The 20,912-nt window shown below is 64.7% G+C and carries 19 protein-coding genes; 13 read left to right on the top strand and 6 right to left on the bottom strand.

Annotated features, from left to right (window positions below; translation table 11 throughout):
* Positions 1 to 451 precede the first annotated feature (451 nt).
* On the top strand, positions 452 to 1,366 hold the full coding sequence (locus tag EKD05_RS20600; protein WP_129676664.1) for a DUF4351 domain-containing protein: 915 nt from the start codon (positions 452 to 454) through the stop codon (positions 1,364 to 1,366).
* A gap of 2 nt (positions 1,367 to 1,368) precedes the next feature.
* On the opposite strand, the gene EKD05_RS25990 is transcribed toward EKD05_RS20600, so the two are convergent.
* Complete coding sequence (locus tag EKD05_RS25990) at positions 1,369 to 1,515, bottom strand: hypothetical protein (protein WP_165360860.1); 147 nt, start codon at positions 1,513 to 1,515, stop codon at positions 1,369 to 1,371.
* A 460-nt stretch (positions 1,516 to 1,975) separates the two neighbouring features.
* On the opposite strand from EKD05_RS25990, the gene EKD05_RS20595 reads away from it, so the two are divergent.
* From EKD05_RS20595 to EKD05_RS27035, 5 genes are all read left to right on the top strand, one after another.
* Positions 1,976 to 2,329, top strand: a complete 354-nt coding sequence (locus EKD05_RS20595) for a helix-turn-helix domain-containing protein (protein WP_129676662.1) — start codon at positions 1,976 to 1,978, stop codon at positions 2,327 to 2,329.
* The gene (locus tag EKD05_RS20590) at positions 2,326 to 3,339 is read left to right on the top strand and encodes an ATP-binding protein (protein WP_129676660.1); all 1,014 of its coding nucleotides are present in this window, start codon (positions 2,326 to 2,328) and stop codon (positions 3,337 to 3,339) included. The genes EKD05_RS20595 and EKD05_RS20590 overlap by 4 nt, the downstream gene beginning before the upstream one ends.
* A 237-nt stretch (positions 3,340 to 3,576) precedes the next feature.
* Positions 3,577 to 4,782, top strand: coding sequence for a transposase (locus EKD05_RS20585; RefSeq protein ID WP_240695875.1), 1,206 nt, complete (start codon positions 3,577 to 3,579; stop codon positions 4,780 to 4,782).
* A gap of 792 nt (positions 4,783 to 5,574) precedes the next feature.
* Positions 5,575 to 7,194, top strand: a complete 1,620-nt coding sequence (locus EKD05_RS20580; protein ID WP_129676658.1) for a DnaA N-terminal domain-containing protein — start codon at positions 5,575 to 5,577, stop codon at positions 7,192 to 7,194.
* Positions 7,187 to 7,312 (top strand): hypothetical protein, encoded by a 126-nt coding sequence (locus EKD05_RS27035; RefSeq protein WP_255427257.1) that lies wholly within the window; start codon positions 7,187 to 7,189, stop codon positions 7,310 to 7,312. Before EKD05_RS20580 ends, EKD05_RS27035 begins: the two co-directional genes overlap by 8 nt.
* 27 nt (positions 7,313 to 7,339) lie before the next feature.
* Here EKD05_RS27035 and EKD05_RS20575 read toward each other — a convergent pair whose 3' ends face one another.
* The 5 genes from EKD05_RS20575 to EKD05_RS20555 form a co-directional block, all read right to left on the bottom strand.
* The gene (locus EKD05_RS20575; protein WP_129676656.1) at positions 7,340 to 7,639 is read right to left on the bottom strand and encodes a helix-turn-helix transcriptional regulator; all 300 of its coding nucleotides are present in this window, start codon (positions 7,637 to 7,639) and stop codon (positions 7,340 to 7,342) included.
* Complete coding sequence (locus EKD05_RS20570) at positions 7,629 to 8,498, bottom strand: phage antirepressor N-terminal domain-containing protein (RefSeq protein ID WP_165360859.1); 870 nt, start codon at positions 8,496 to 8,498, stop codon at positions 7,629 to 7,631. The genes EKD05_RS20575 and EKD05_RS20570 overlap by 11 nt, the downstream gene beginning before the upstream one ends.
* 418 nt (positions 8,499 to 8,916) lie before the next feature.
* Complete coding sequence (locus tag EKD05_RS20565) at positions 8,917 to 9,765, bottom strand: DUF3102 domain-containing protein (protein WP_129676652.1); 849 nt, start codon at positions 9,763 to 9,765, stop codon at positions 8,917 to 8,919.
* Positions 9,752 to 10,516, bottom strand: a complete 765-nt coding sequence (locus EKD05_RS20560; RefSeq protein WP_129676650.1) for a ParA family protein — start codon at positions 10,514 to 10,516, stop codon at positions 9,752 to 9,754. The genes EKD05_RS20565 and EKD05_RS20560 overlap by 14 nt, the downstream gene beginning before the upstream one ends.
* On the bottom strand, positions 10,513 to 10,737 hold the full coding sequence (locus EKD05_RS20555) for a MerR family DNA-binding transcriptional regulator (RefSeq protein WP_129676648.1): 225 nt from the start codon (positions 10,735 to 10,737) through the stop codon (positions 10,513 to 10,515). The genes EKD05_RS20560 and EKD05_RS20555 overlap by 4 nt, the downstream gene beginning before the upstream one ends.
* A gap of 289 nt (positions 10,738 to 11,026) precedes the next feature.
* Here EKD05_RS20555 and EKD05_RS20550 point away from each other — a divergent pair, with 289 nt between their 5' ends.
* From EKD05_RS20550 to EKD05_RS20520, 7 genes are all read left to right on the top strand, one after another.
* On the top strand, positions 11,027 to 12,625 hold the full coding sequence (locus EKD05_RS20550; protein WP_129676646.1) for a hypothetical protein: 1,599 nt from the start codon (positions 11,027 to 11,029) through the stop codon (positions 12,623 to 12,625).
* A gap of 375 nt (positions 12,626 to 13,000) precedes the next feature.
* Complete coding sequence (locus EKD05_RS20545) at positions 13,001 to 14,320, top strand: C40 family peptidase (RefSeq protein WP_165360858.1); 1,320 nt, start codon at positions 13,001 to 13,003, stop codon at positions 14,318 to 14,320.
* A gap of 112 nt (positions 14,321 to 14,432) precedes the next feature.
* On the top strand, positions 14,433 to 15,179 hold the full coding sequence (locus EKD05_RS20540; protein WP_129676642.1) for a carboxypeptidase regulatory-like domain-containing protein: 747 nt from the start codon (positions 14,433 to 14,435) through the stop codon (positions 15,177 to 15,179).
* Positions 15,176 to 17,113, top strand: a complete 1,938-nt coding sequence (locus EKD05_RS25985) for an ABC transporter ATP-binding protein (RefSeq protein WP_165360856.1) — start codon at positions 15,176 to 15,178, stop codon at positions 17,111 to 17,113. Before EKD05_RS20540 ends, EKD05_RS25985 begins: the two co-directional genes overlap by 4 nt.
* Before the next feature lie 79 nt (positions 17,114 to 17,192).
* Positions 17,193 to 17,474, top strand: coding sequence for a hypothetical protein (locus EKD05_RS20530; protein ID WP_129676639.1), 282 nt, complete (start codon positions 17,193 to 17,195; stop codon positions 17,472 to 17,474).
* Between the two features lie 112 nt (positions 17,475 to 17,586).
* Complete coding sequence (locus tag EKD05_RS26485; RefSeq protein WP_205704012.1) at positions 17,587 to 19,119, top strand: SH3 domain-containing protein; 1,533 nt, start codon at positions 17,587 to 17,589, stop codon at positions 19,117 to 19,119.
* Complete coding sequence (locus EKD05_RS20520) at positions 19,119 to 20,786, top strand: hypothetical protein (protein ID WP_129676637.1); 1,668 nt, start codon at positions 19,119 to 19,121, stop codon at positions 20,784 to 20,786. Before EKD05_RS26485 ends, EKD05_RS20520 begins: the two co-directional genes overlap by 1 nt.
* Positions 20,787 to 20,912: the final 126 nt, after the last annotated feature.

The following is a 20,912-nucleotide window of genomic DNA, read 5'->3' as shown; positions in this document are numbered from 1 at the left end:
ACAAGCCTCAAGAAACTGTGCTGACGCTAGTATAGCAGACGGATCGATGTATGGTTGCCCAACCACCGCATGACCGCCGCACCTATCACCCCGCTGTGGCGGGGTGATGCCATGCTGGCAGGGTCTATGTTGAGCGAAGCTTCGCCCCCAGAGCAGCCATCCCTTGGGGATCCCCCAACGGGACACCCCGAACAACTTCCCCTCTGGTGACGATGAGGACAGCGAGGAGCGACGCGACCCAACGCTGCTCGCTGTCCTGCGGCGTGGCAGGAGGCCCAGTAAGCAGCAAGCCCAGACGCTTGGGCCATGATGCGCTGTGTCGCAGCGCCACATCCACTCGTTTTGCCAGGGAACCCCACTGGTGGTATGATGTGCAGTACATACGTTCTTTTCTTTGCCTGTCATCGACATCGCACCCTGTGACAGGCGTTGTTTCCGCTGAGGTCACGCGATGGCGCTCGATCATGATGGCATCTTCAAGCAGTTGCTGAGCACCTTTCTCGTCGAGTTTCTCGACCTCTTTGCCCCCGATATCCTCGCCCTGCTTGATCCCGACACACTGACCCTGCTCGCGCCCGAGTCGTTCGTGGACTTGCTCGATCCTGACCGCCGCACCGCTGACCTGGTGGTCCAGGCGCAAGGACGTGAGGGGATGGCAACCTTCCTGATCCACCTGGAGCATCAAGCTCAGCGCGATGCTCAGTTGCCGCGCCGGATGTTTCGCTACTTTGCCCGGTTCTATGACCGATACGACCGGCCCATTTATCCCATTGCGCTCTGTTCGTATCCGAGTCCGCGTCGGTTAGCCCCCCACCGACACGAGGTCACAGTTGGTCACCATGAGGTGCTCCGGTTCGAGTACCTCATGATACAATTGAACCAGTTGGACTGGCGCGTCTATCTGAGCAGCACCAATCCGCTGGCGGCTGCGTTGATGGCACGCATGCGGATCGCCCGTGAAGAACGTTGGCAAGTCAAAGCAGCGTGTCTGCGGATGCTGGCGGGCGTGCCAATGACGGCGGCGCAGCGTCGGATGCTGGCAGCCTTTGTCAGCATCTATCTCCCGCTCAATGGCGACGAGACCCGTCGGTTTGAGGCGGAAGTTGCCACATGGCAAACACCAATCCAGGAGGCTGTGGTGGAATTGATCACGGAATGGGAATTGAAAGGCCGCCAAGAGGAACGCCAGAACTTGCTCCTTCGCCAACTCACGCGCAAACTTGAACCGTTGCCTGAGGGTACTCGGCGTGAGGTCTTGGCCTTGACACCCGAGCAGTTACTGATCTTGAGTGAAGCGTTGCTGGAGTTTGACACGCTCAACGATCTGACGAAGTGGCTTGCGGAACAGCCAAGAAGCAAGGCATAGGCTCATTGGTAGGCAAGGTAGGCGCAGCGCTCACCGGTTGCGCCTACCGCACGTACCATCAACCCAGCGGCCCGGTGCGCATTTGAAAACCGCGCACCGGGCCGCTGCCGCAGCGCTTCGGTCAGCGTAGGCCCGCCTCCTGAGATCATGCTGTCTCCTTGGAGCCCTGGTGCAGAGCCTCGACCAAAGTACCAGCCTCAGCCGCAGCTGAATAGGCTCCCTCCGGTGTCCTGAGAAAGCCCTCGCCTGTGCCAGGGGGTTGAGCGCATACCTGCACCCATGAGCGCCAGGACTGATGCAACGTCAGCGCTCCGGGGGGCACCGTTGACGCGCCGTTCACAGCGACGGAGGGCAACGCCGGCATGGGTCGGCTGGATCAGGCCACGGAGGTGGCCTTCGCTCCCGGATAGCCGAGGGCTGAGCAACGGCGACCCGGTCGGGTCGCCGTTGCTCAGCCCTACCCATGATCGCCCACTCGGTTGACAAAAAGCGGTGCATCCTCTATGATCTGTTGTCAATACGTCACCAAGCCCTGGGACAAGCAGGTGGATCACGACCGTTGCAGGCCGAGGGCGAAGCAATGACCAGAAGAAGGGCAGGCAGCCCCCTATGGCTGAAACGATCGATCACCTGATTGGACAGCGCCTCGCCCATGCCCGCGCCGAGGCTGGCCTGACGTTACGCGAACTCGGCGCACGCCTCAACTGGGATCACTCGACGCTGTCGAGTTATGAGACCGGACGCCGCTCGTTAAGCCTGCCCCGGCTGATTGCCCTGGCGCATGCCTTAGGGCGCTCCCCGTCCGCCTTGCTGGCAAGCTCTGAGGAAACGGCGCAGCTCATTGAACGCATTGAGCGCCAAGGAGGGCATGCCAACCTGCTCAGCACCACCAGCATGGGCAACCTCCTTCAGGACGAGCCGACGGTGCTGACGCCACCCCAGCAAGGAACCAGCATGACATGAAGGAACCAAACCTTACCCTCCAACAGCTGCAAACAATCGACAGCTTGCCCATCAGTGGCACCAGCCTTGATGTCCTGGATATGGAACGGGTGCGGGCGCACATTGCAAGTGCGACGAAACAACTCCGCTTCAATGGCGACCCTGATCCGGTCGAGTACCTGATCCGGAGCCGTTGTATGGTCAAGGAAGGCGCGGAATTGCTGGCCACGCCCACCGGGATCCTCGCCTTTGGGCACGAACCGCAACGCTACTTTGCCAACACGGGGGTCAATATTGTCCACTATCGGGGCAGCACCCCGAATTCGATTGAAGTTATGCATATCGAGCGGAGCATTGGCGGCACGGTGTTTGACCAGATCGCGAGCATTGAGGCCTATCTGAAAGCCCATAACCGCCGGGGCATGACGATTGAAGGTGGGTATGAGCGCGTGGAAATTTATGAATACCCACCGGTCGTGCTCCGCGAATTGAGCGTCAATATGATTGCGCATCGGGACTACCGCGATCTCTACACGCAGGCCATCGTGAAAGTCTTCGATAATCACATTGAATGGAACAATCCGGGGGGCCTGCCTGAAGGCGTCACCATCGATCGCTTGTTAGATGTGCAGCGGAGCCGTAATCCGGCCCTCTTCGCCCTGCTCTTTGAGCGGGGCTTCATTGAAGGGGTGGGCCAGGGGCTTGATACGGTGGTGGCAACCCTGGCCCAGGCGAAGATGCGCCCGGCTGAGTTTGAAGATATTAACAATGCCTTCTTTGTGGCGCGCGTCTGGCGGCGGCCCATCGAAACCCTCTTCCAGCAGGATATCTACGCCCAACTCAATGTACGCCAGAAAGAGATGATCGAGATTATGCGCCAACAGGGTGAAGTGACGCTGGGCACCCTGAAGGACGTGCTGGGCGCTGACATCAGTTCACGTCAGATCCTGCGCGATCTGCATGGCTTGATGGAGCACGGCTTTATCAAGGTGATCGGACGCTCACGCAATACCCGCTATTGCTTGCAGTAGGGGCAAGGCTCCGTCGCCCGTCGACACGAGCACAAGGGCAGCTTGGCGCATAAGGTTGACCCGTATTGACGCAAAGGCGCAAAGACGCAAAGGTTTTCGCGTAGGTGAGTTAACCCTTCGCGCCTTCGCGCCTTCGCGTGAGCTTCTTTGCAAACTATTGGGTCAAGGCCACGAGCGGCGGGGACGGCGGCCCTACGAGGGCGTTGCGCGACATTGCGCGACAGACGGGATGTCACGATGGTTTACCCTTTAGGGCGGGAAGCCCGGCAGCTTGAGCGCCGGGAGGAACGCCCCCGCTTGAGCGGCTTTAGCCCAATGCTTGCGCACGCCGCCTATATGTGCTACAATTCATACTGTATGAAACTTATCGCACAAATCCGGCTGAACCCAACCCCTGAGCAGCACGCGGCCCTGCTGGCAACGCTGGCAGAAGCGAACGCCGCGTGTGATGCGATCAGCTTGATTGCGTGGCAGGCGCGTGAGTTTCGCCGTATCCCCTTGCAAAAGCTCTCCTACCATCAGGTCAAGGACTCGTTTCAGCTCGGGGCGCAAATCCTCGTTCGCTGTATTGCGAAAGTAGCCGATGCCTATACGCTCGACCGAAACGTGAAGCGCACGTTTCGTCCACACGGAGCTATCGCCTTTGACGACCGCAACCTGTCCTGGTACACCGACAAGCAAGCGGTGTCGATCTGGACGGTTGAAGGGCGGCAGCACGTCCCCTACCGCCTGGGCGAGCATCAGCAGCACCTCTTGCTGTTCCGAAAAGGCGAGAGTGACCTGGTCTACCATAAGGGTGCGTTCTACCTGCTGGCCGTCTGCGATGTGCCTGAGCCGAATGAGCAGCAGATGGAAGGGGTGCTCGGGGTCGATCTGGGCATCGTCAATCTGGCAACCGACAGCGACGGTGAGGCGCACACAGGCGAGCACGTAGATCGCAAGCGGCAGTGGTACACCCGGCGTCGAGCTGCACTCCAGTCGGTCGGCACAAAGTCGGCCAAACGGCGGCTGCGCCAGTTGTCGGGCCGACAGAAACGGTTTCAAAAAGACACAAACCACCGCATCAGCAAGCGGCTTGTTGCCAAGGCCGAACGCACGAAGCGGGCGATTGCGGTCGAGGAATTGACCCACATTCGCCAGCGGACGAGGGCTAGAGGGCCGGAGCAGCGAGCGCGACACAGCAACTGGGCTTTCGCTCAGTTGCGGCAGTTCATCAGCTACAAGGCGCAACGAGCAGGTGTGCCCGTTGTTGCGGTTGACCCGCGCAACACCAGTCGCACCTGTGCGGTGTGCGGGCATTGCGAAAAGGCCAATCGCCGTTCGCAAGCTGAGTTTTGTTGTGTCGTGTGTGGGCATACGGCTCCTGCCGATGTCAATGCCGCGATCAATATCCGCAATCGGGCCGCCTGTCAGACGGCCTATGGTGCCCAGCCTTCGGGTTGAGGCACAAGCCCAAGCCCTTTTAGGCTTGGGTGTCTGACACAACCGCACCCACGCAGGCATGGCTTCAGTTCGGTTGCTCGACATTGCTCGACATAGGACATGTCGAGCAAATAGTCCCCTGACGGCCATGAGCGACCTGCTGGCAAGCCACACCCACCAGCCGCCATGTCGAGCAACGAACCATGCGCTTCGAGGCGCGTAAAAGCCCTTCAGAAAGCCATAAAACACCTTCACCACGACGCTAACTATCCCGTTGCTCGACATGAAACAGCTTTGCATGTCGCGCAACTGCCTCTGCATGTCGCGCAACTGGTCAGAAAATGTCACGCAATCCTCTTGAACATGTCGAGCTATTTCGCTATGCTAGAGAGCAATCCGGTGGGAACCAGCCCCTCACATGAAGGCCACCCAACGGGGCCGCCGAGCGCCCCGGACACACAGCCAGGTGGGTCGCTCGCACGACATGGCCTCGGCCGCAACCAAAGAGGAAGGAACGATGACGTAAGCAAAACCTGCGCAGCACCACGGCCCGGAACAGCACACCTGAGCAGTGGCCCACAAGCAAAACGACGCGCATAAAAAAACGAAGCCCCAGACCACCATGCCGCCAAGCCAATGGTCAGGAGCCCGCTCTTCGCGCGAGGCTTGATCGTAGCAACGATCAATCGTGTGCCTCTGCTCCGTATACTAGCAGCCCTTGATCCTGCTGTCAAGAGGTTGGGGGGTTTTTGTACCCAAAAAGCACCCCAACGACCCAAGGCAGGTTCAGCATGAGCCCTACGGAGAGCTCGCATGATCCCATCTTGCGCCCAGACGACCACCGGACGCCGACGCACGGATACCGAATTTGAGGCAATGCTTGAGCTTGATCTGCGGAACAGTCCCGCCAAACAACGGGCCATGCGGCGGCTCCGCCGTCTGATGGATGCCAACGGCAAGGTCGTGCTCCGTGGAGGGGTGCGTGGCTGGATGGTGCTGCTCGACTGTGGGGCCAGTCGGCCCCGCTGGCTGTTGGAAGAACTCGCGGCATGCGGGCTGATCACCCTAGAGATTAAGCCCGAGCGTGGTCGTATCCTGTGCGCGGAAGTGGCCGTGAGGGCAGCCTTCGACGACACGGCAGACGCGGCGGCCCCAGTGACATCAACTGGTGTCCATCCCAGGATGCCTACGGATCCCCTGGCGGAAGCAGGAGTTGACCATCCAAACCATCACGAGGCAATGACAAATTCCTCCAACCCCGAGGCCCCCGTTCAGAGTCAGGCCAACCAGGGCGAACGCCTTGCCGACGACGTCGCTGAACCAGCCTGCCCCACGCACAAGCCACAGGTCACCCCGACACTCAAACCAACAGTGAACCCGACGGGCATGGAAGCGGAGCGACCACGTGCGCCAAACGTTCAGACCGGCTCTGGCTCAGCGGGGTTTGATCCATCCCGGATCGATCCCCCCCCACACCCCCCCATGTGGAAGCATGAATCTATGCAGCAGCAGCATGGGCGTACGCAAAGCGAAGAACCGGGTGGGATCAGCTTCGTCCAAAGGCTGCTGCAAGCCTTTCCTGAGGCTGATCGAGCGCTGCTGACGGCATGGGCCAACAATCCGCTCGTGAACGAATGTGCGGCGGCGCTGGCCGCGCTCCAGGGCTTTCCAACGGCAACCCTGGCCGCATGGCAGCAGGATCTGGCCGCGGCGCGGAGTCGAGCCAACATCGTCCTGCCCGAGGGTCTGGTGCTGGCATGCTGGAGCCGGGGCGAGCGGGTGAATGCGGCACGTATGCGCCCCAGTGCGCCCCAGGGTTCACCCCATCAACCGCACCGCCGCTCGCCGCAGGCCCCTCCACGGGCTTATGACGCTGACCGGGTACGGGCGCAACTCACGCTGCCGGCAGCGTCGGCCAACGACCCGGCGGAGGGCGTGACCGCTGAAGAAGCCCTTGCTGGGCATGCGTTGGGCAACACCGAGCCTTCCGCGCTGGCTGAACCAGCGCCGTGCGCAGGAGCCGCCCAGCAGCCCATGCTGCGAACCGCCGCCCCAGGCCAAGGCACGGCGGGGTCGCACCTGGGCGACCGTGACTTGGGTGATCCTGCGGTGGGTGCTGATGACCAGAGCGTCCAGCGACCTGCCCAGGCAACGATGGGCAGCGTTGGGCACGACGAAACCGTGCTGGAGAACCCGCTTGCGGCAAGGCAAGCGTGGCAAGCGACCCTGGCGCTGCTCCGGGAAGCGTGTTCGCGGCAGGAGTTTGACACCTGGTTACGGGCGACACGGCTGATCGGCCTCGACGACGGCCTCGCGACCATTCAGGCTCCAACGGAGCATCTGGTGCATCTGCAAGCCCGCTACCAGCGAGCCGTGCAACGGGCCTTATGTGATGTCCTGGGGCGACCGATCCAGGTGCAGTTTGTTGCTTGAACGGTATTGGAAACAGATCTATCAAAAGTTGGAACTCGCTGATCGCGCCGCCGTGCGCGCATGGCTGCAACGGCTACGCCAACGCTTCGCTCAGCCCTTCGAGGCTGAGGAGCGCTGAAGCCCAGAGCGTGCCGGTGGGCCATCGTCACCCCAACGCGCTGAGTAAGCGGTGGAGCAGTGCTTCGTCGGCGCGTTCGATGACTGCGATCAAGGCGACCGCGTCATCATGAGCGGCGAGCAGGGCGGCTGGCGTCGTGCCATAGACGGTGGCGAGCAGGGCGAGCCGTTCGAGCGGGGGCTGCGCGGTGCCGTTCTCGTAGCGCACGAGTTGGGTGTGGCCCGGAAGACCGGCCAGCCTGGCCGCTTCGCGTACCGTCAGCCCAGCCGCAAAGCGGGCGGCACGCAGGCGCCGCCCTACCCGTTGCGCGAGGCGCTCATGCTCCATCAAATTCCTCCAGCTCGTGCTGCTCGATCCGTGGTAGTTCCTTGCCGGTCAAATCGCGGTAGCGATCCTGGATAAACTGCACGACGTCGTCATAGCGTGACGCTGGCAGATCGGTGTAGGTACTGACCCCAAAGCGGGCATTGACCTCAGCCCAGCTGCGGCGTATAGCAAGGCCAGGTGCCAGATCGGGGGTGTGCTGCGCGCGGGCCTGGCCCCAGGTCTGCACCATCCGGTAGATGGTTCCCCGTTGCGTTGGGCTCAGCCGCGTGTGGGCCTGATGTTCGAGTTCCTGCACCCGCTCACGGAGTTCGCTCAAGAGCGAGCGGAGATCGCGGTAGGCTGTCCGCGCACGCTCTTGACTCTGCTCAAGCTCGGCCTGGCGCTGGCCTAACACGGCCAACTGGCTCAGCGCCTGATCTATGCGATCCAGCTCACTGAGATCCTCGATCGTACTGCTTGGCGCATCGGGCAGCCCGGTCAGTTGGGCGAACGCCTGCCGCACGGCGTTGACGAGATAGGTCTTGACATAGCTGAAACGCTCACGCACCTCCGGGTTCACGCGGCGCTGTTGCACGCTCAGCAGCCACAGCGGCACATCATCAAGCAAGAGGAAATCGCGCGTGCGGATCTGTTTTCCTCCCACTGACACGCGGAAGGGGGCCAGGCGCACGTCATCCATGGTCAGAATGCGGCGACGCTGTGAGGCAACATCTAGGCCGAGGGTTGCACAGAGGTCGCGTAAGTCGAGAAAGATCAGACCATCACCAGAACGCACGGCGAGCACGACCCCATCAAAGAGCGGGATCGGGAGTTGCTCATGGGGCGACGGTGCAGGGACCGGCAGATCGCTGGACATCATGTTCTCCATGGGTGTTGGTGCTTCTTATGCACCAAAGGCAGTCATATGACACGGTATGGTGCGTTTGAAGCACCATATGGGGGAGTATACCACAGTTTGGTGCGTTTGAAGCACCGATAAGACGGGTTTTTTGACGCCAAGGCGCAAGGGCGCAAAGGGTTGAAGGAGTACAGGTGTACGAGTGCCCCGCAAATTGCGGGATTTGGGGTGAGGTGCGCTTTTTTCAGCTGCTTTTTTAACGCAGAGACGCAAGGGCGCAGAGGCGCACAGGTGTACGAGTACCCCGCACATTGCGGGATTTGGGGTGAGGTGCGCTTTTTTCAGCTGCTTTTTTAACGCAGAGACGCAAGGGCGCAGAGGCGCACAGGTGTACGAGTACCCCGCAAATTGCGGGATTTGGGGTGACGCAAGGCCTCCGTCATTGCTTGCTGCGCGCGGCCTTTAGGATGGCAAGGGACTGTTCAATGCTCTGCAGGGCTTGCGTCGAGGCTTCATTCAGGGTGAACTGTTCGGCATGTTGGGCCAGTTCCGCCAGGATGGTGGCAATTTCCTGGAGGGCAAGCTGCATCGGTAGCGCGTCTGGACTCGCGGGATCAAGCCCTCCGCTCGCCAGGAGGGCCACCCTGGGCGTTGCGCCTTCAGCGCGATCAGCTGGTAGGGGTTGCGGCCCCGCCGCACGCCCTGACTCAACCGAGGCCCGCTTCGCGGCGCGGATGGCGCGATCAACCTCGGCGACCGTTGGGGGTTTCTCGGCCGTCAGCACGACCTCGATCACTTCAAACGGGGTTGACTCACGGGCGAGGCGTTCGGCCGTCGATTGACTCAAGCGCCCTTCGGCGACGGCGCTGCCAAAGGCCGGGTGCTGCATCGCGAGCTCGTAGATCCGCAGCAACCGTTCAGCGGTATCCGTTGACGTCTCGGTTGCCTCAAGAAACGCATACCATTCGCCGTGATCGGCCGCCACCCGTGCTTCGCGCAACCAGCGGGCCGCTTCAAGCAGGGCTTTCCCGCTCCGCCGCCGGGCCCCGATGTAGTTGCGTGCCAGCGCCTGCAGTTCCTCACGCAAGCTGAGGACGGCGTCCGAGAGGGGGATGTCCACGTCGTCAGCCGTGGAAATGGTAAAGGGTGCCCCACGCTGCAGGGTGGTGGTGGTTGGGACGGGCTCCTGGCCTTCAGCATCCGGCGACGAAACCGTATAGGGCGCTCCTTTCTGGAGCGGAACCCCCGTGCCGATCAGACCTTGCAGCCGCTGCTTACCGTTTGCCATAGCGTGCGGCCACCTCCTGGGCCAGGTGATGGTACGCTTGCGCCCCGCTGCTCTCGGTGGCGTAGATGCTGATGGGTTGGCCGGACGCAGGTGATTCGACGAGTTTGACATTGAAGGGGATGACGGTTTGAAAGACGAGCTCGCCGTACTGGGCGCGAATGGCCTCTTCCACCACCGCGTTGACGCTGGTACGCCGATCAACCATCGTGACCGCAATGCCGCCAATCCGCAACGACGGATTGAGTTGCCGGACAATGCCAATCGTTTCTTCTAACTGAGGCATGGCTTTCAACGCAAAGACGTGGGCCTGCAACGGTACGAGCACCGCATCCGCCGCCGTCAGAGCATTGACGGTAAAGACCCCCAGGCTGGGAGGACTATCGACCAGAATGTAGTCGTAGGTGCGCCGCGTCTCCTCGAGCGCGGTGCGGAGCAGCAACTCACGGCCAAAGCGCCCGGCAAGCGTCAGTTCGGCCCCGGCGAGCGCCAGGGTGGCCGGGATCAAATCAACCCCATAGCTGGTAGTGATCGTGGCAAAGCTGGTGCCCAGCGTCGGATTTAAGAGCACTTCATAGACGGATTGCTCGATGGTGGTGGGATCATAGCCAAGGGCCTGGGTCAAGTTGCTTTGCGGATCAAGGTCAATCAACAAGACCCGCGCACCTGCCTGGGCGAGCTCGACGCCGACGGAGAGCGCCGTGGTGGTCTTGCCAACCCCGCCTTTTTGCATCGCGACAGCCAGTACGGTCATGGTTCGCTCCTCTGCGCTACCAGGGTACGCTGGCGTCGCGGTAGGGGATGGGCGGCCCGGACTTCGACGAGGTGGGCGACGCTCTCTTCCGTGATCGCCAGCGGTGCCGTTGGATACTCACCGAGCGGGTGGCCCTGCAACAACCCCTGGCGCACATAGCGGCGCACTTGCCGTGGGGTGACCCCGAGGCGTGCGGCCGCCTGGCGCGTTGTCAGTAGCATCGTTCCTCCTCATGTCCTACCTGGGACATTGTACCCTACCCTGGCGTTGAGTGCAAGACTACGGCACGCCAGCGCTGGCACGCTGACGCGCACTCTTCCCACTCTGGGCATAGGCATCCCCGTGACAGGTTGCTATACTCGCCATAGTTCGCCTCAACGTTATCCTCATGGTTGGCTTCAGCTTCGAGGTCGTGGCTCAGGCTTGATGCGATGCACGCGAGGTCGTTTGACCTGGTGCTGGCGTGCCTGTGCCTGCGGCAGGCTGGCCTGGGGGCTCAGGAGGGATGGGATGGTGCGGTTCATGGATCAGGGGCGGCCCCAAGGGGCGCTGGGCGGTTGGTGGCTGGTGCTTCTGGGCAGCTTGTTGCTTGGGTTGACGGGCTGTGCCGTACCGCCCACGTATGCCGATCGCCGTGCGACGGCCCAGGTCACGGGCTGCTGGCCAGATCAGGCACCGACACCCCCACCGGTAACCGTGACCCCTGACCATGAACCGCTGGAGGCGGGCGCACCTGACCCCTTCGCCACGGCGCTCCCCACGACGACGCCCTATCCGCGTTGTGACCCTGGCCCTGGGGCGACGCTGCCGCCCTGGCCGACGCCGATCCCAGCGCCGCCACCCTATCCTACGATGGAAGCCCGCCGTTGGCGCCACGGCAGTGAGCGCCAGACCACGCTTCAGCTGCCAGGGATGATCCTGGATCTGGATCTGGCGACCCACCCGACCGAAGGTTGGCCCGTGCTCGGGGCGGCCGTCTGGTCGCCGAATGAAGACCCGGATCGGATCTTTGTCATGGTGCAGCATCCTCAGACACAGGTCTGGAGCCCGGCGCGGCAGGTGGATCTGGGCGCTGCCCAGGTTGGGCGCTTTAGTCGCACGGTGGCGGTGGCAATCGCCCCCGATCATACGCTTCACGCCGTGTGGGGCATGAGTGATCCGCACCCAGCCTCGGGAACGCCGGCGGGGATCTGGGCCAGCCAGAGTCACGATTACGGGGCCACCTGGCAGGCACCTGAGCGCCTGGCGACCGGCTGTCGCCGGGTCAATGATCTGGCGGTGGGGGCCGATGGCCGCCTGGTGGCGATGCTCATCTGCGAAGATGGCCCGGACACAATGCAACTCGCCATGGTCACCCGGTTGCCCGCCGAGGGCTGGCAACCCGTCACGCGCTTGCCCGTTCCGACCTGGTATTTTAGCGAGGGGCGTCTGGTGATCCTTGGGGCCGGGGAGGCCACCCATGTGCTGGGCGTGGTCTTGACGGGCGGTGCGCAGGTGACCGCCGTGCTGGTACACCAACACGGTGCGCCTGACGCTCCATGGCAGCTTGCGCATCAGCCCGTTGCGGTACCCGGCATCGCGGCCAGTCTGCGCATGTGGCGCGTGCAGGCGCTGGTGGCCCCGCGCCCGGCTGCGCCTGACCGCCCCCTGATCATGTTTACCTGGACAGATGCCGAGCATCCGGCAACCGCGTATGCCTTGACCTCGCTGGATGGCGGGGCGCACTGGCTTCCGCTTGAAGCGATCGTGCATCGTCCTGGGGCTACAGTGGGGACGGTGATCCCTGGTTATGACCCGGTTGCTGATCAGGTGGCGGCGCTCTGGACGTGTTGTGACCAGATGGCGACCCATTATGCTGCCGTGACCACCCCCGGCACCGGGGCATGGCAGACGCTGATGGAGCCGCTGAGCGCGGCGCCTCTCCCGTTGGCGCTGGGCTCACGGGCGGTGGGGTTGGCGGTGGGGGCCCAGGCTTTGCAGAGTCGCACGCTCTGGTTGGCCTGGGTTGAACAGCAGCAGCGTGTGACCGTGCGAACGCTGGAACTCAATCAGATCCTGTCCGCCCAGACGCTCGCGCCAGCGGCGACACCGTCAGGCGGGCGACCATGAAGCAGACCTGGTGACACTCCGCACGCCCTCAAGGGCGGCGGCTTCTTGGCCCAACCCGCCTCGTGGCGAGCGTAACGACCAACGGATCTGTCCGACCCGGTTCCCGAAGGAACGTATTGCACCATCCAAGGAACACCTGACATGTTTTATGTGCCGCAGGAGTTGAGCGACACAACCAGCAACATATCCTGCTGTTCAGGTGCGGCTCCCGAAGGAGCACCTGTGCAGCCCGCAGGCCCACATTGCGGGCATTGTAACACAAATGTTCAATGTCGGCAATGTTCTGGCTCAAGCCAGCGCGAAACCCGCCTCACCACACGCCCTCAAGGGCGGCGGCTTGCGGCGCGTTTCGTACTGTCAACGACGCAGCGCCGGATGATGGTGGTGGTGCTCATCAGCAGTGTGAGTCTCCTCTTTCTGGCCTGTGGAACCGCCAGCACGGTGATTACCTCCGCGCCGCGCTGGGCTTGTCCGAGTCCAACCCCCCGTCCGTTTGGGGTGGATGGCCCGGTGAAAGAGGTCATTACCCATACGCGCCCGATCACCGAAGGTGGCGATTGGGAGGAAGAGCTTTTCTACGAGCGCTGGGAGCAGGAGTATGGCCCGTTGGGTGGCCCGCCCTTTCCGTCACCCACGCCGTATGCCGCCGTGGGCACGGCCTATGTCTTTGGACAGCGCGTCGAAGCCTGGCCGTTCCACATCCAGGTTACGGCGCAGGCCGGGCCAGTGGTGACGTTGCCTGGCGTGGCTGCTGACCAGCAGCAACTCGCGTTGATCGAGTTGATCTGGCACAACCATACGGTGGCCCCCATTCCTATTCAGTATGCCGAACAACTCCGGCTACGGGCCGTGACGGAACCATCAGGGGCCGTTGTCTCAGGCGGTACCTGGAGCGTCACGCCAGTCGCACTCCACCTGGCGGGGGTTGCCAGTCTGCCTGAACTTATTCCGCCAGGCGTGAGTAGCGTGACCGTCCCTGTGCTAGGGCCGCGTGGCACGCCAAAGGTCGTTGAGTTGGCCCTGGTGGGCGATCCAAGCGCGGTGCCGCTGTTGCCTTCGCCAACGGTGCCGCCAGGGATGCCGACGCTGACGCCGACCCTGGCCCCGCCGACGCCCACGCCCACGCCCAACCTGGGCTTGCAGCGCCAGGAACCCAATCAGCTCACGCTTCAGTGGACTGATGCCATGTGGCGGGCACCCGGGGCCGAACCGTGCGCTGATCCGGGCGCGTTGACCGGGTGGTCAACCGAACCAGGGCAGGCCTGGGGCCACGAGGTACCCATCCAGGGCGTGAGCGCCCCGCCGGGGCGTCCCCGGGTCGTGCAATTGGCGCTCCATCAGGTGGGTAAAGCGTATATCTGGGGGGCAAAAGGCCCTGAAGCGTTTGACTGTTCAGGCTTGATGACCTGGGTCTATGCCCAGATCGGAGTGACGATTCCGCAGGGCACGGCGGGCCAGTGGCCGCGCATGCAACCGGTTGATCTGGCCCAGCTTGCCCCAGGCGATCTCATCTTCTTTGCGATCGGCGGGCAGGGTATTGATCACGTGGGCATGCTCGTGGGCGACCTGAATGGGAACGGGCAGTGGGATATGGTGCATGCCGCGAGTCCCAGTCTGGGGGTGCGCATTGACTACGACGTCTTGCAGTCCAGTTTTTATGCGCCACGCATTCGTGGTTTTCGCACCGCCCGTTGAACGGCGCACCAGGGCGAGACATGGGGCGGGGTCGGTGATCAAGGCGGAGGAACTGCGCCACGGGAAGGATGGAGCGGTGACGAGCAAGCTGGCGTCAAGAAAGGAGCCGATCATGCGGTGGTGGTGGGGCGGGAGTGTCTTGCTGGTGCTGCTGCTCGGGTTGGTCTCACGCGTAACGGCGGCGCCGCCGCTGGGGGCCGTGCTCGTGGTGAGCTTGCGTGACGAACACGGAACTGGACTGGCCGATGTCACGGTGCTGATCCGTGATGCCGCCGGGTCGCAGTTGATCCAGCGTGCGACGACGGACGCTACGGGCATGGCAACCGTGCCGGAGCTTGCCGCAGGGCAGGTACGGGTGGCCGTCCAGGGCCGGGTGGCCGGGGGGCCCCTCTTCCTGGCTGGGGCTGAAACCGACGGGATCAAGTTCACGCTGCACCCAGGCACGAATCGGCTCGATCTCCGTGCGGAAGCCTCGGGCCTGGTGCGGCCTGACCCGGGCACGATGATCGCCGGCGATCAGCCCGTTCCGGTACCTGACGGGGTTGCGGCTGCGATGCAAGCGACCTTGCAGACGTTGCCGCTGCTGCCGCCTGCGCCACCCGTTGCCCCCCCGCTTGCCGAAGGGCCAGCTTCGCCCACATGGTTGAGCGCGCCCCCGGCTGACCTGCGCATGGCTACCGCGCCGCCGAGCCGTGCGGAGGCCGCAGGCTCAGCGTTGTCGCCCGCGCCACGGGATGCTGGAACGGCGACGGCCCCTCGTGCGCTGCTGCACGGCTGGGTTGCCTGGCTGCTGATGGGCTGCCTCCTCGTGCTGGCCGTTGCCACCGGGCAGATCTGGTGGCGTGGGAGGAACGCATGATCCGCCCCGGTCGACGCAGCATGCGCCCATGGCGTGGCGGCCCCCGCCGCTGGTGGCTGGCGGGGTTGATGCTCATTGGCGGCGTGGGGGCGCTGCTGCGCTGGCCGTCGCCGGTTGCGGCATGCAGTCCGATGAATGTCGGAGCCTGCATGGACGGTGCGCAGTATGAATTCTGGCTGGGCCTCGCGTCGGTGGGCTGGATGCTCAACCGTACCCTGTTACAACTCGCCTATCAACTGACGGTGATGCGCTGGTGGCTCGTTGAGGTGGTCTTCACGACGGCCTATCAGGTGGTGACCGACCTCTTCAACCCGCTCTATGTGCCCCTCGCCGTCCTGGCGCTCATCCTGGCTTGCTTGCTGTTGATGGTGCTCCCGTTCACGGGGCGCAACGTCCCCATCACGCTGCGCCATGTGCTGCTCTGGGCCATCCTCACCCCGGTGCTGTTGACAGTAGGCGGGCAATTGATCAGCCAGGCGGAACAGGTGCGTTCCGAAGTTGCGACAACCCTGTTTTTGGAAGCCACGGCCGCAGCACCGGGCGCGATCTTTGGCGTGACTGCCGATGATATGGCCGCACCGGTGCCGCTCTATCCGGCGAATCCGTGCGGCACCGGTCAGTTGGAGCGCCGGGGGCCGCTTGGTGCAATGCAGATGGATGACTTGGCCGCAGCGTTGCTCTATGCCAATGCCGCCGATATTCATTGCCCGAACCTGACCGGGCCGAGCAGCACCTTGCCTGATGCCTTCTTTGCTGATCCGCCCAACTTTGCCACGACTGAGGATGTCAGCCAGATTCTGCTACCCAATGACCGCAAAGTGGCGCTGGATGGGATCCAGCGCGGGGTGACCCGCTTGGCCGTCGGGCTGTTGCCGAGCATGCTGGCGGTGGCGGAAGCCATGGTGCATCTCGTCCTGAGCCTCAGCATGGTCATGCTCTGGGTGGGGCTGCCCCTTGCGTTGCTCGTGGTCTGGTTCCAACAGACGTCACAGGGCATTACCAGTCTGGTGCGTCGGGCCATCACGGTGATCCAGGTCTCGTGGTCAAGTAGTTTCGTGATGGGCCTGCTCTTTGCCTGCCTGTTGGCGGCAGCCGAGATGGGCAATGCGGCGGCCTATACCGGCTTTGCGATCGGGGGCTTGCTGCTGATGGGGGTCTTGCTCGTGCTGGCCGCCAACACGTTGCAGGGGAGTCTGGTCACGGTCAGTGCGACGGTGCAAACGCTGACGGGGCTCTCGATGCTGGCCGCCTGGGAGACGACGGCGGGCGCGGCACGGGCGACCGCAGGCGCGGCGGCTGGTGGGGTGGCGCTGGCCGCCGGCGCCGCGACGGCAGGTGCGAGTACAGCGCTCACCGGCATGGCCGCGATGGCCCAGACGGAACGCCCAAGCTATGCGATGGCCGCGATGATGGGTCGTTCCGCAACGATGATGCAGCTGGGGGAAGTCGCCGTGGCGATGGGCCACCTCGACGATCAGGATGAGTTGTATCGGGGCTTGTATGCCGGCCAGCGCCATGACCAGGGGACGCGCGCGATGCGCTTGCAAATGCGGCGCGACGCTGCGGTGCTTGCCCCACCACCGGCGGCGGCGCCGCCACCGGCGGCGGCGCCGCCACCGACGCCACCGCCGCCGCCCCCGCCCCCGGCTCCGGCGTCTGCCCCGCCCCCGGCCCCGGCCCCGGCTCCACCGCCACCACCTCTGGTGGCTGCCCCGCCCATGGCGCCACCGCCGCCGCCGCCCCCGCCACCCCCAGCCGCACCGCCGCCCGTGGGAACCCCGCCGCCCCCGGCGAACGCAGGGGCAGGCCCGGCTGACGTGGCGCTCGCCACGCCCGCACCGGCGGACGAAGCGCACGCGGCGGTTCCCGCGCCGGTCGTGGCCCCAGCACCATTGCCGCCCCGGCGACGCCGCCGGCGGCGTGAGGCAGGCTAAGGAACGCGTGGGTGTATGGCCTGCGCGGCGTAGTACGGATGAAGGTGGCGCACGTGAGAACGGGGAAGGAAGGAAGGTTATGGCTCGTCTGGTGTGGTTGGTCATTTCAGGGCTTGTGTTCACTGGTTTGGGTCTCGTGATCGCGGTGATGGCCTGGTTTACTCCGTTGCCGACAGTGGCTGCGGCGCAGGCCATGACGCCCATCCTGGGCGAACCGACTGTGGTCACGCCGGTCTTGCCGTCCGCGACCGCAACCCCGGGGCCAGGGGCGCCCACCCGCGCCCCCGGCGGTCAGCCCACCCGCGCCGCCTGCGCAGGAACAGGGAGCCGCCCCTGCCAGAACCACCTGCGTAGGCCATGACGACCGGGCGCGGGCCTGTCGCCTACGGCGCGATGACCGCACGGCGACCCTCACCGTCCGCCCAGGGACGCCGCCGCATTGGTATCAGCTGGAACTCCCGGCCACCGGCCTGGTGACCCAGATCACGCTGCACCCCAGCGCGGATCTGACCCTCGCCCTGACCGCACGCCAGGCCGATGGCACCCTGCTGGCGAGCCTCACCCCGCCCGCGACGACCCTGGCGCTGGCCCCAACGATCTCCGGCACCCTCTTCCTGCAGGTGACCCCCACCCTGCGCCCGTCCGCCGCCGTCGCGAGCTACGACCTGGCCGTACAGCAGGTGCTGCCGCCCCCGCCGCCTCCCCCGGCCCCGGCTGACCCCGCGCTGGCCCCAGACGCGCTCGAAGATAACTGGAGTCCGGCCCACGCGGCACCCATCGCCGTCGGCGTGATCTACGACCTCACCTTCGTCTGCCCCGTCGCTGGCGGCTGTCCGGGCGGTGATCATGACTATCTGCGCGTGACCGTCAAAGCCGGGCTGACCTACCGCCTTGCGACGTTTGACCTGGGGCCAGGCACCGATACCGTGCTGGATCTCTTCTGGGGCGACGAGCATGTGCCGGTCGCCCACAACGATGATGCCTTCCCTGGCTTCAGTCTGCACAGCCTGCTCACCTGGACGGCCCCGAGCGACGGTGAAGCCGTCATCCGCCTCGCCCCCCGCACGGGCGCGTTGCAACCCATCGTCACCGACGCCGACGCGGGCCGGTATCGGTTCGCGATCACGTTGGCGGAGAGCTCGCTTGGCCGCGAGATCCGGGCGCGGAGTGAGGCCCAGTCCGGGCGACCGCCAACGCCGACACCCCCACCGCTGCCCAGTCGCCCGGTCAGCCCGGCCCCGGCCCCCGTCGCCCCGCCCGCTGCCGCGCCCGCCGCAGCCCCACCGGCCCCCACCGCTGCGCCCCCGAGTACCGACGCGCCAACCGGCGCGGCCCTGGTGATCACCGAAGCCAGTGATCTGCATGAGGGGCCACGCGGCAGCAGTGCCGTGCTGACCAGCCTCCCCGAAGGCCACCACGTCACCTTGCTCGGCCAGGCCAGCGGTGTCTGGGTACGGGTGCAGCCGCACGACCTGGTCATGCCCGGTTGGATGCGCGGCACCGACCTGCGGATGCTGGAGGCCGCGCCTCTGCCGGACGCGCCTGCGGAAGGCTTGCCCCCGTCATCCGAGGAGGCTGGTGCGTCACCGGCCTCGGCGGGGTCACGCGCCACCGCGACCGCCGTGCCCTCGTCTCTGCGCGTGCAGGCCATTCAGGTCGTGCCGCTCGAACCGCTTCCGGTGGCTCGTCCTGCCCCGCCCCCGGCGCGCAGTTCCCGTTCGGTAACTGTCAGCCTCCGTCGTGCTCCCACCGCAGCGAACCTCCCGGCGGCCATGCGTACCACCGACCCGCAGGGACTCCCGCTCAGTGGTGTGCGCGTGCAGGTGCTCAATGCTTTCGACGATCTGCTGGCCGAAGCCGTGACCCCGGCGGATGGCACCCTCGTTTTCACCCGTGAGGTTGACCCGGAGCATGCCTGGCGGTTGCGCATCCCGGCGCTCGGCATGCACGTGGAGATTGATCAGGCGGTGCTGATCATTGAGGTACCCGCGACAGGAGATGAGTGATGCCTACGTCCGCCGAACAACGTGATACCGCCCGCTTTCATGAACAGATGACGGCGACCTATCGGGCTTGGGTGGCCTATTTGCAGGCCCAGCGCACCTTGCTTGAGGTGCAGGCTGACCGCCAGCGTACCTTTGCCTTTGAGTTGACGCACAGCCGTGAACAGGAAGCCCAGGCGGCCCAGGCCACGCTCGACGGCATTGCCCCGGCGCAACGGGCGCTCTTTGACGCGGTGCTCAATCAGGAGCGCGACACGATCCGGGCGAACGGGCAGCATGATCCCCGTCTAGCGGCTCAGGCGACGACGGATCCGGATCAGATCCACCGCGCCGCTTTGCAACACCTGCTGAACGATGCCCAGGGGTTGGCGACCGAAGATGGCCGGGGCTTGCTGCCACGGGGGACACCCGACGAGCCGCGCTGGTATAGCGTCGATGTCCATGCGTTGACCATGGCTCCCACTGAGGCGCAGTATGCCCTGGGTGCCGGGGGCACGTCTGAGCGCGCCCGGCTCGTACGCACCGTGATGATCTGTGTCAGCCTGATTCTCGTCATCCTCATCTGGATGCTCTGGCCGCGCGCCGAGGCGGTTTCGCGGGCGACACCACCCCCGCCGCTCACCGTCAATGGCACGCTCGTTACGCCCTGGCCCCTGGACACCCTGCACCTCACCGCTGCCAATGGCACGACGACGGTTCTGACCGTGACCCAGACCGCCCGCGAGGCCGGATGGCCCACGCTCCGCGAGGGTACCCAGGCGGTTTGGGCAGCGGCGACCTGGCTCCCCCTGCGCTTCTGCGTGCCGGCGCTGCTGCTGGCTGACGCCACCACGGTGACCCTGCCCGGTGGCGGTGACACCCCGACCCGCGTAGGGCACCTGACGACCGACCGCCTCAGCCAGGCCGATCTCCAGATCGACGCGTGTGAGCCGAAAAGTACTGTGACGCCCCGGCTGGCGCTGTTGCAGATCGTTGCCCCCGCTGAGCCACGTGCGCTGGGTCAGGCGGTGACGCTCCCGGACGGAACTGCGCTTACGGTTGACCGCTTCATCTTGACCGGGCGCGGCGAAGATCCCACCTTGCCCGCGCAGCAGGCCCGCCTCACCGTCATGGTCACGAGCTCCGCGCCGGTGGATTGGCCGTTGGTGGCCCCCACCCTGCGCTTGCCCAACGGCACGGCCCTGCTGCCCAGTGCGCTGACGAACACCCCTACCGGGAGTGCCGTGCAGTACCTGGTTCCTCACCCCCACAGCCCGCTTGACGTGACCTGGAGTCTCAGCCCCGCGCCGCCTGCTCCGCTGCTGCGCTGGCGCACCTTGCTGGAGCCACCGCTCAGTCGCGAGGAGGTGTTGCGGACGGCGTTGGTGGTCGAGGCCGTCACGGTCACCGCCACGCACCTGGCGACCTACGATCTGAGCGTGACGGTGCGGAATCAGCATCGTGAGCCTTTGTTGCTCACGGCGACCGATATCAGTCTGACCGTTCAAGAGCGCCCACTCGTGATGCCAGCCATGACCGATCTGCGCACCCCCTTGGCCCCGGGGGCAACCCGCACCCTGACCGTCACGGTACCAACCCAGGCCCAGGGTCGCATGCTCTTGCAGGTCGGGCCGACGCGGATGGAACTTCGCCCGCACCTGGCCCCTGAGCAGGGCCAGGCGTTACCGTGAGGCAGGTAGAGGGAGGAGAAACGATGAAACATACCCAACCGATGGCAGGATGGCGCCGCCACACGGGGTGTGGACAGCCCACCCGCCAGTGCCTGGCAACGCTCGCCGCTGGGCGCTGGTATCGGC

It is taken from the genome of Candidatus Chloroploca sp. Khr17, assembly GCF_004138165.1.
Taxonomy (GTDB): Bacteria; Chloroflexota; Chloroflexia; order Chloroflexales; family Chloroflexaceae; genus Chloroploca.
This window is presented reverse-complemented; position numbering and strand designations above follow the sequence as displayed.

What these genes read in the sequence shown, in the direction of transcription:
- EKD05_RS20530 (WP_129676639.1), top strand. Translation starts at nt 17,193, where the DNA reads ATGGCTCGTCTGGTGTGGTTGGTCATTTCAGGGCTTGTGTTCACTGGT.
- EKD05_RS20570 (WP_165360859.1), bottom strand. Translation starts at nt 8,498, where the DNA reads ATGATGTCCAGCGATCTGCCGGTCCCTGCACCGTCGCCCCATGAGCAA.
- EKD05_RS20540 (WP_129676642.1), top strand. Translation starts at nt 14,433, where the DNA reads ATGCGGTGGTGGTGGGGCGGGAGTGTCTTGCTGGTGCTGCTGCTCGGG.
- EKD05_RS20555 (WP_129676648.1), bottom strand. Translation starts at nt 10,737, where the DNA reads ATGCTACTGACAACGCGCCAGGCGGCCGCACGCCTCGGGGTCACCCCA.
- EKD05_RS20545 (WP_165360858.1), top strand. Translation starts at nt 13,001, where the DNA reads ATGATGGTGGTGGTGCTCATCAGCAGTGTGAGTCTCCTCTTTCTGGCC.
- EKD05_RS20595 (WP_129676662.1), top strand. Translation starts at nt 1,976, where the DNA reads ATGGCTGAAACGATCGATCACCTGATTGGACAGCGCCTCGCCCATGCC.
- EKD05_RS25985 (WP_165360856.1), top strand. Translation starts at nt 15,176, where the DNA reads ATGATCCGCCCCGGTCGACGCAGCATGCGCCCATGGCGTGGCGGCCCC.
- EKD05_RS25990 (WP_165360860.1), bottom strand. Translation starts at nt 1,515, where the DNA reads ATGATCTCAGGAGGCGGGCCTACGCTGACCGAAGCGCTGCGGCAGCGG.
- EKD05_RS20585 (WP_240695875.1), top strand. Translation starts at nt 3,577, where the DNA reads ATGGTTTACCCTTTAGGGCGGGAAGCCCGGCAGCTTGAGCGCCGGGAG.
- EKD05_RS20565 (WP_129676652.1), bottom strand. Translation starts at nt 9,765, where the DNA reads ATGGCAAACGGTAAGCAGCGGCTGCAAGGTCTGATCGGCACGGGGGTT.
- EKD05_RS20560 (WP_129676650.1), bottom strand. Translation starts at nt 10,516, where the DNA reads ATGACCGTACTGGCTGTCGCGATGCAAAAAGGCGGGGTTGGCAAGACC.
- EKD05_RS20600 (WP_129676664.1), top strand. Translation starts at nt 452, where the DNA reads ATGGCGCTCGATCATGATGGCATCTTCAAGCAGTTGCTGAGCACCTTT.
- EKD05_RS20520 (WP_129676637.1), top strand. Translation starts at nt 19,119, where the DNA reads ATGCCTACGTCCGCCGAACAACGTGATACCGCCCGCTTTCATGAACAG.
- EKD05_RS20580 (WP_129676658.1), top strand. Translation starts at nt 5,575, where the DNA reads ATGATCCCATCTTGCGCCCAGACGACCACCGGACGCCGACGCACGGAT.
- EKD05_RS20590 (WP_129676660.1), top strand. Translation starts at nt 2,326, where the DNA reads ATGAAGGAACCAAACCTTACCCTCCAACAGCTGCAAACAATCGACAGC.
- EKD05_RS20550 (WP_129676646.1), top strand. Translation starts at nt 11,027, where the DNA reads ATGGTGCGGTTCATGGATCAGGGGCGGCCCCAAGGGGCGCTGGGCGGT.
- EKD05_RS20575 (WP_129676656.1), bottom strand. Translation starts at nt 7,639, where the DNA reads ATGGAGCATGAGCGCCTCGCGCAACGGGTAGGGCGGCGCCTGCGTGCC.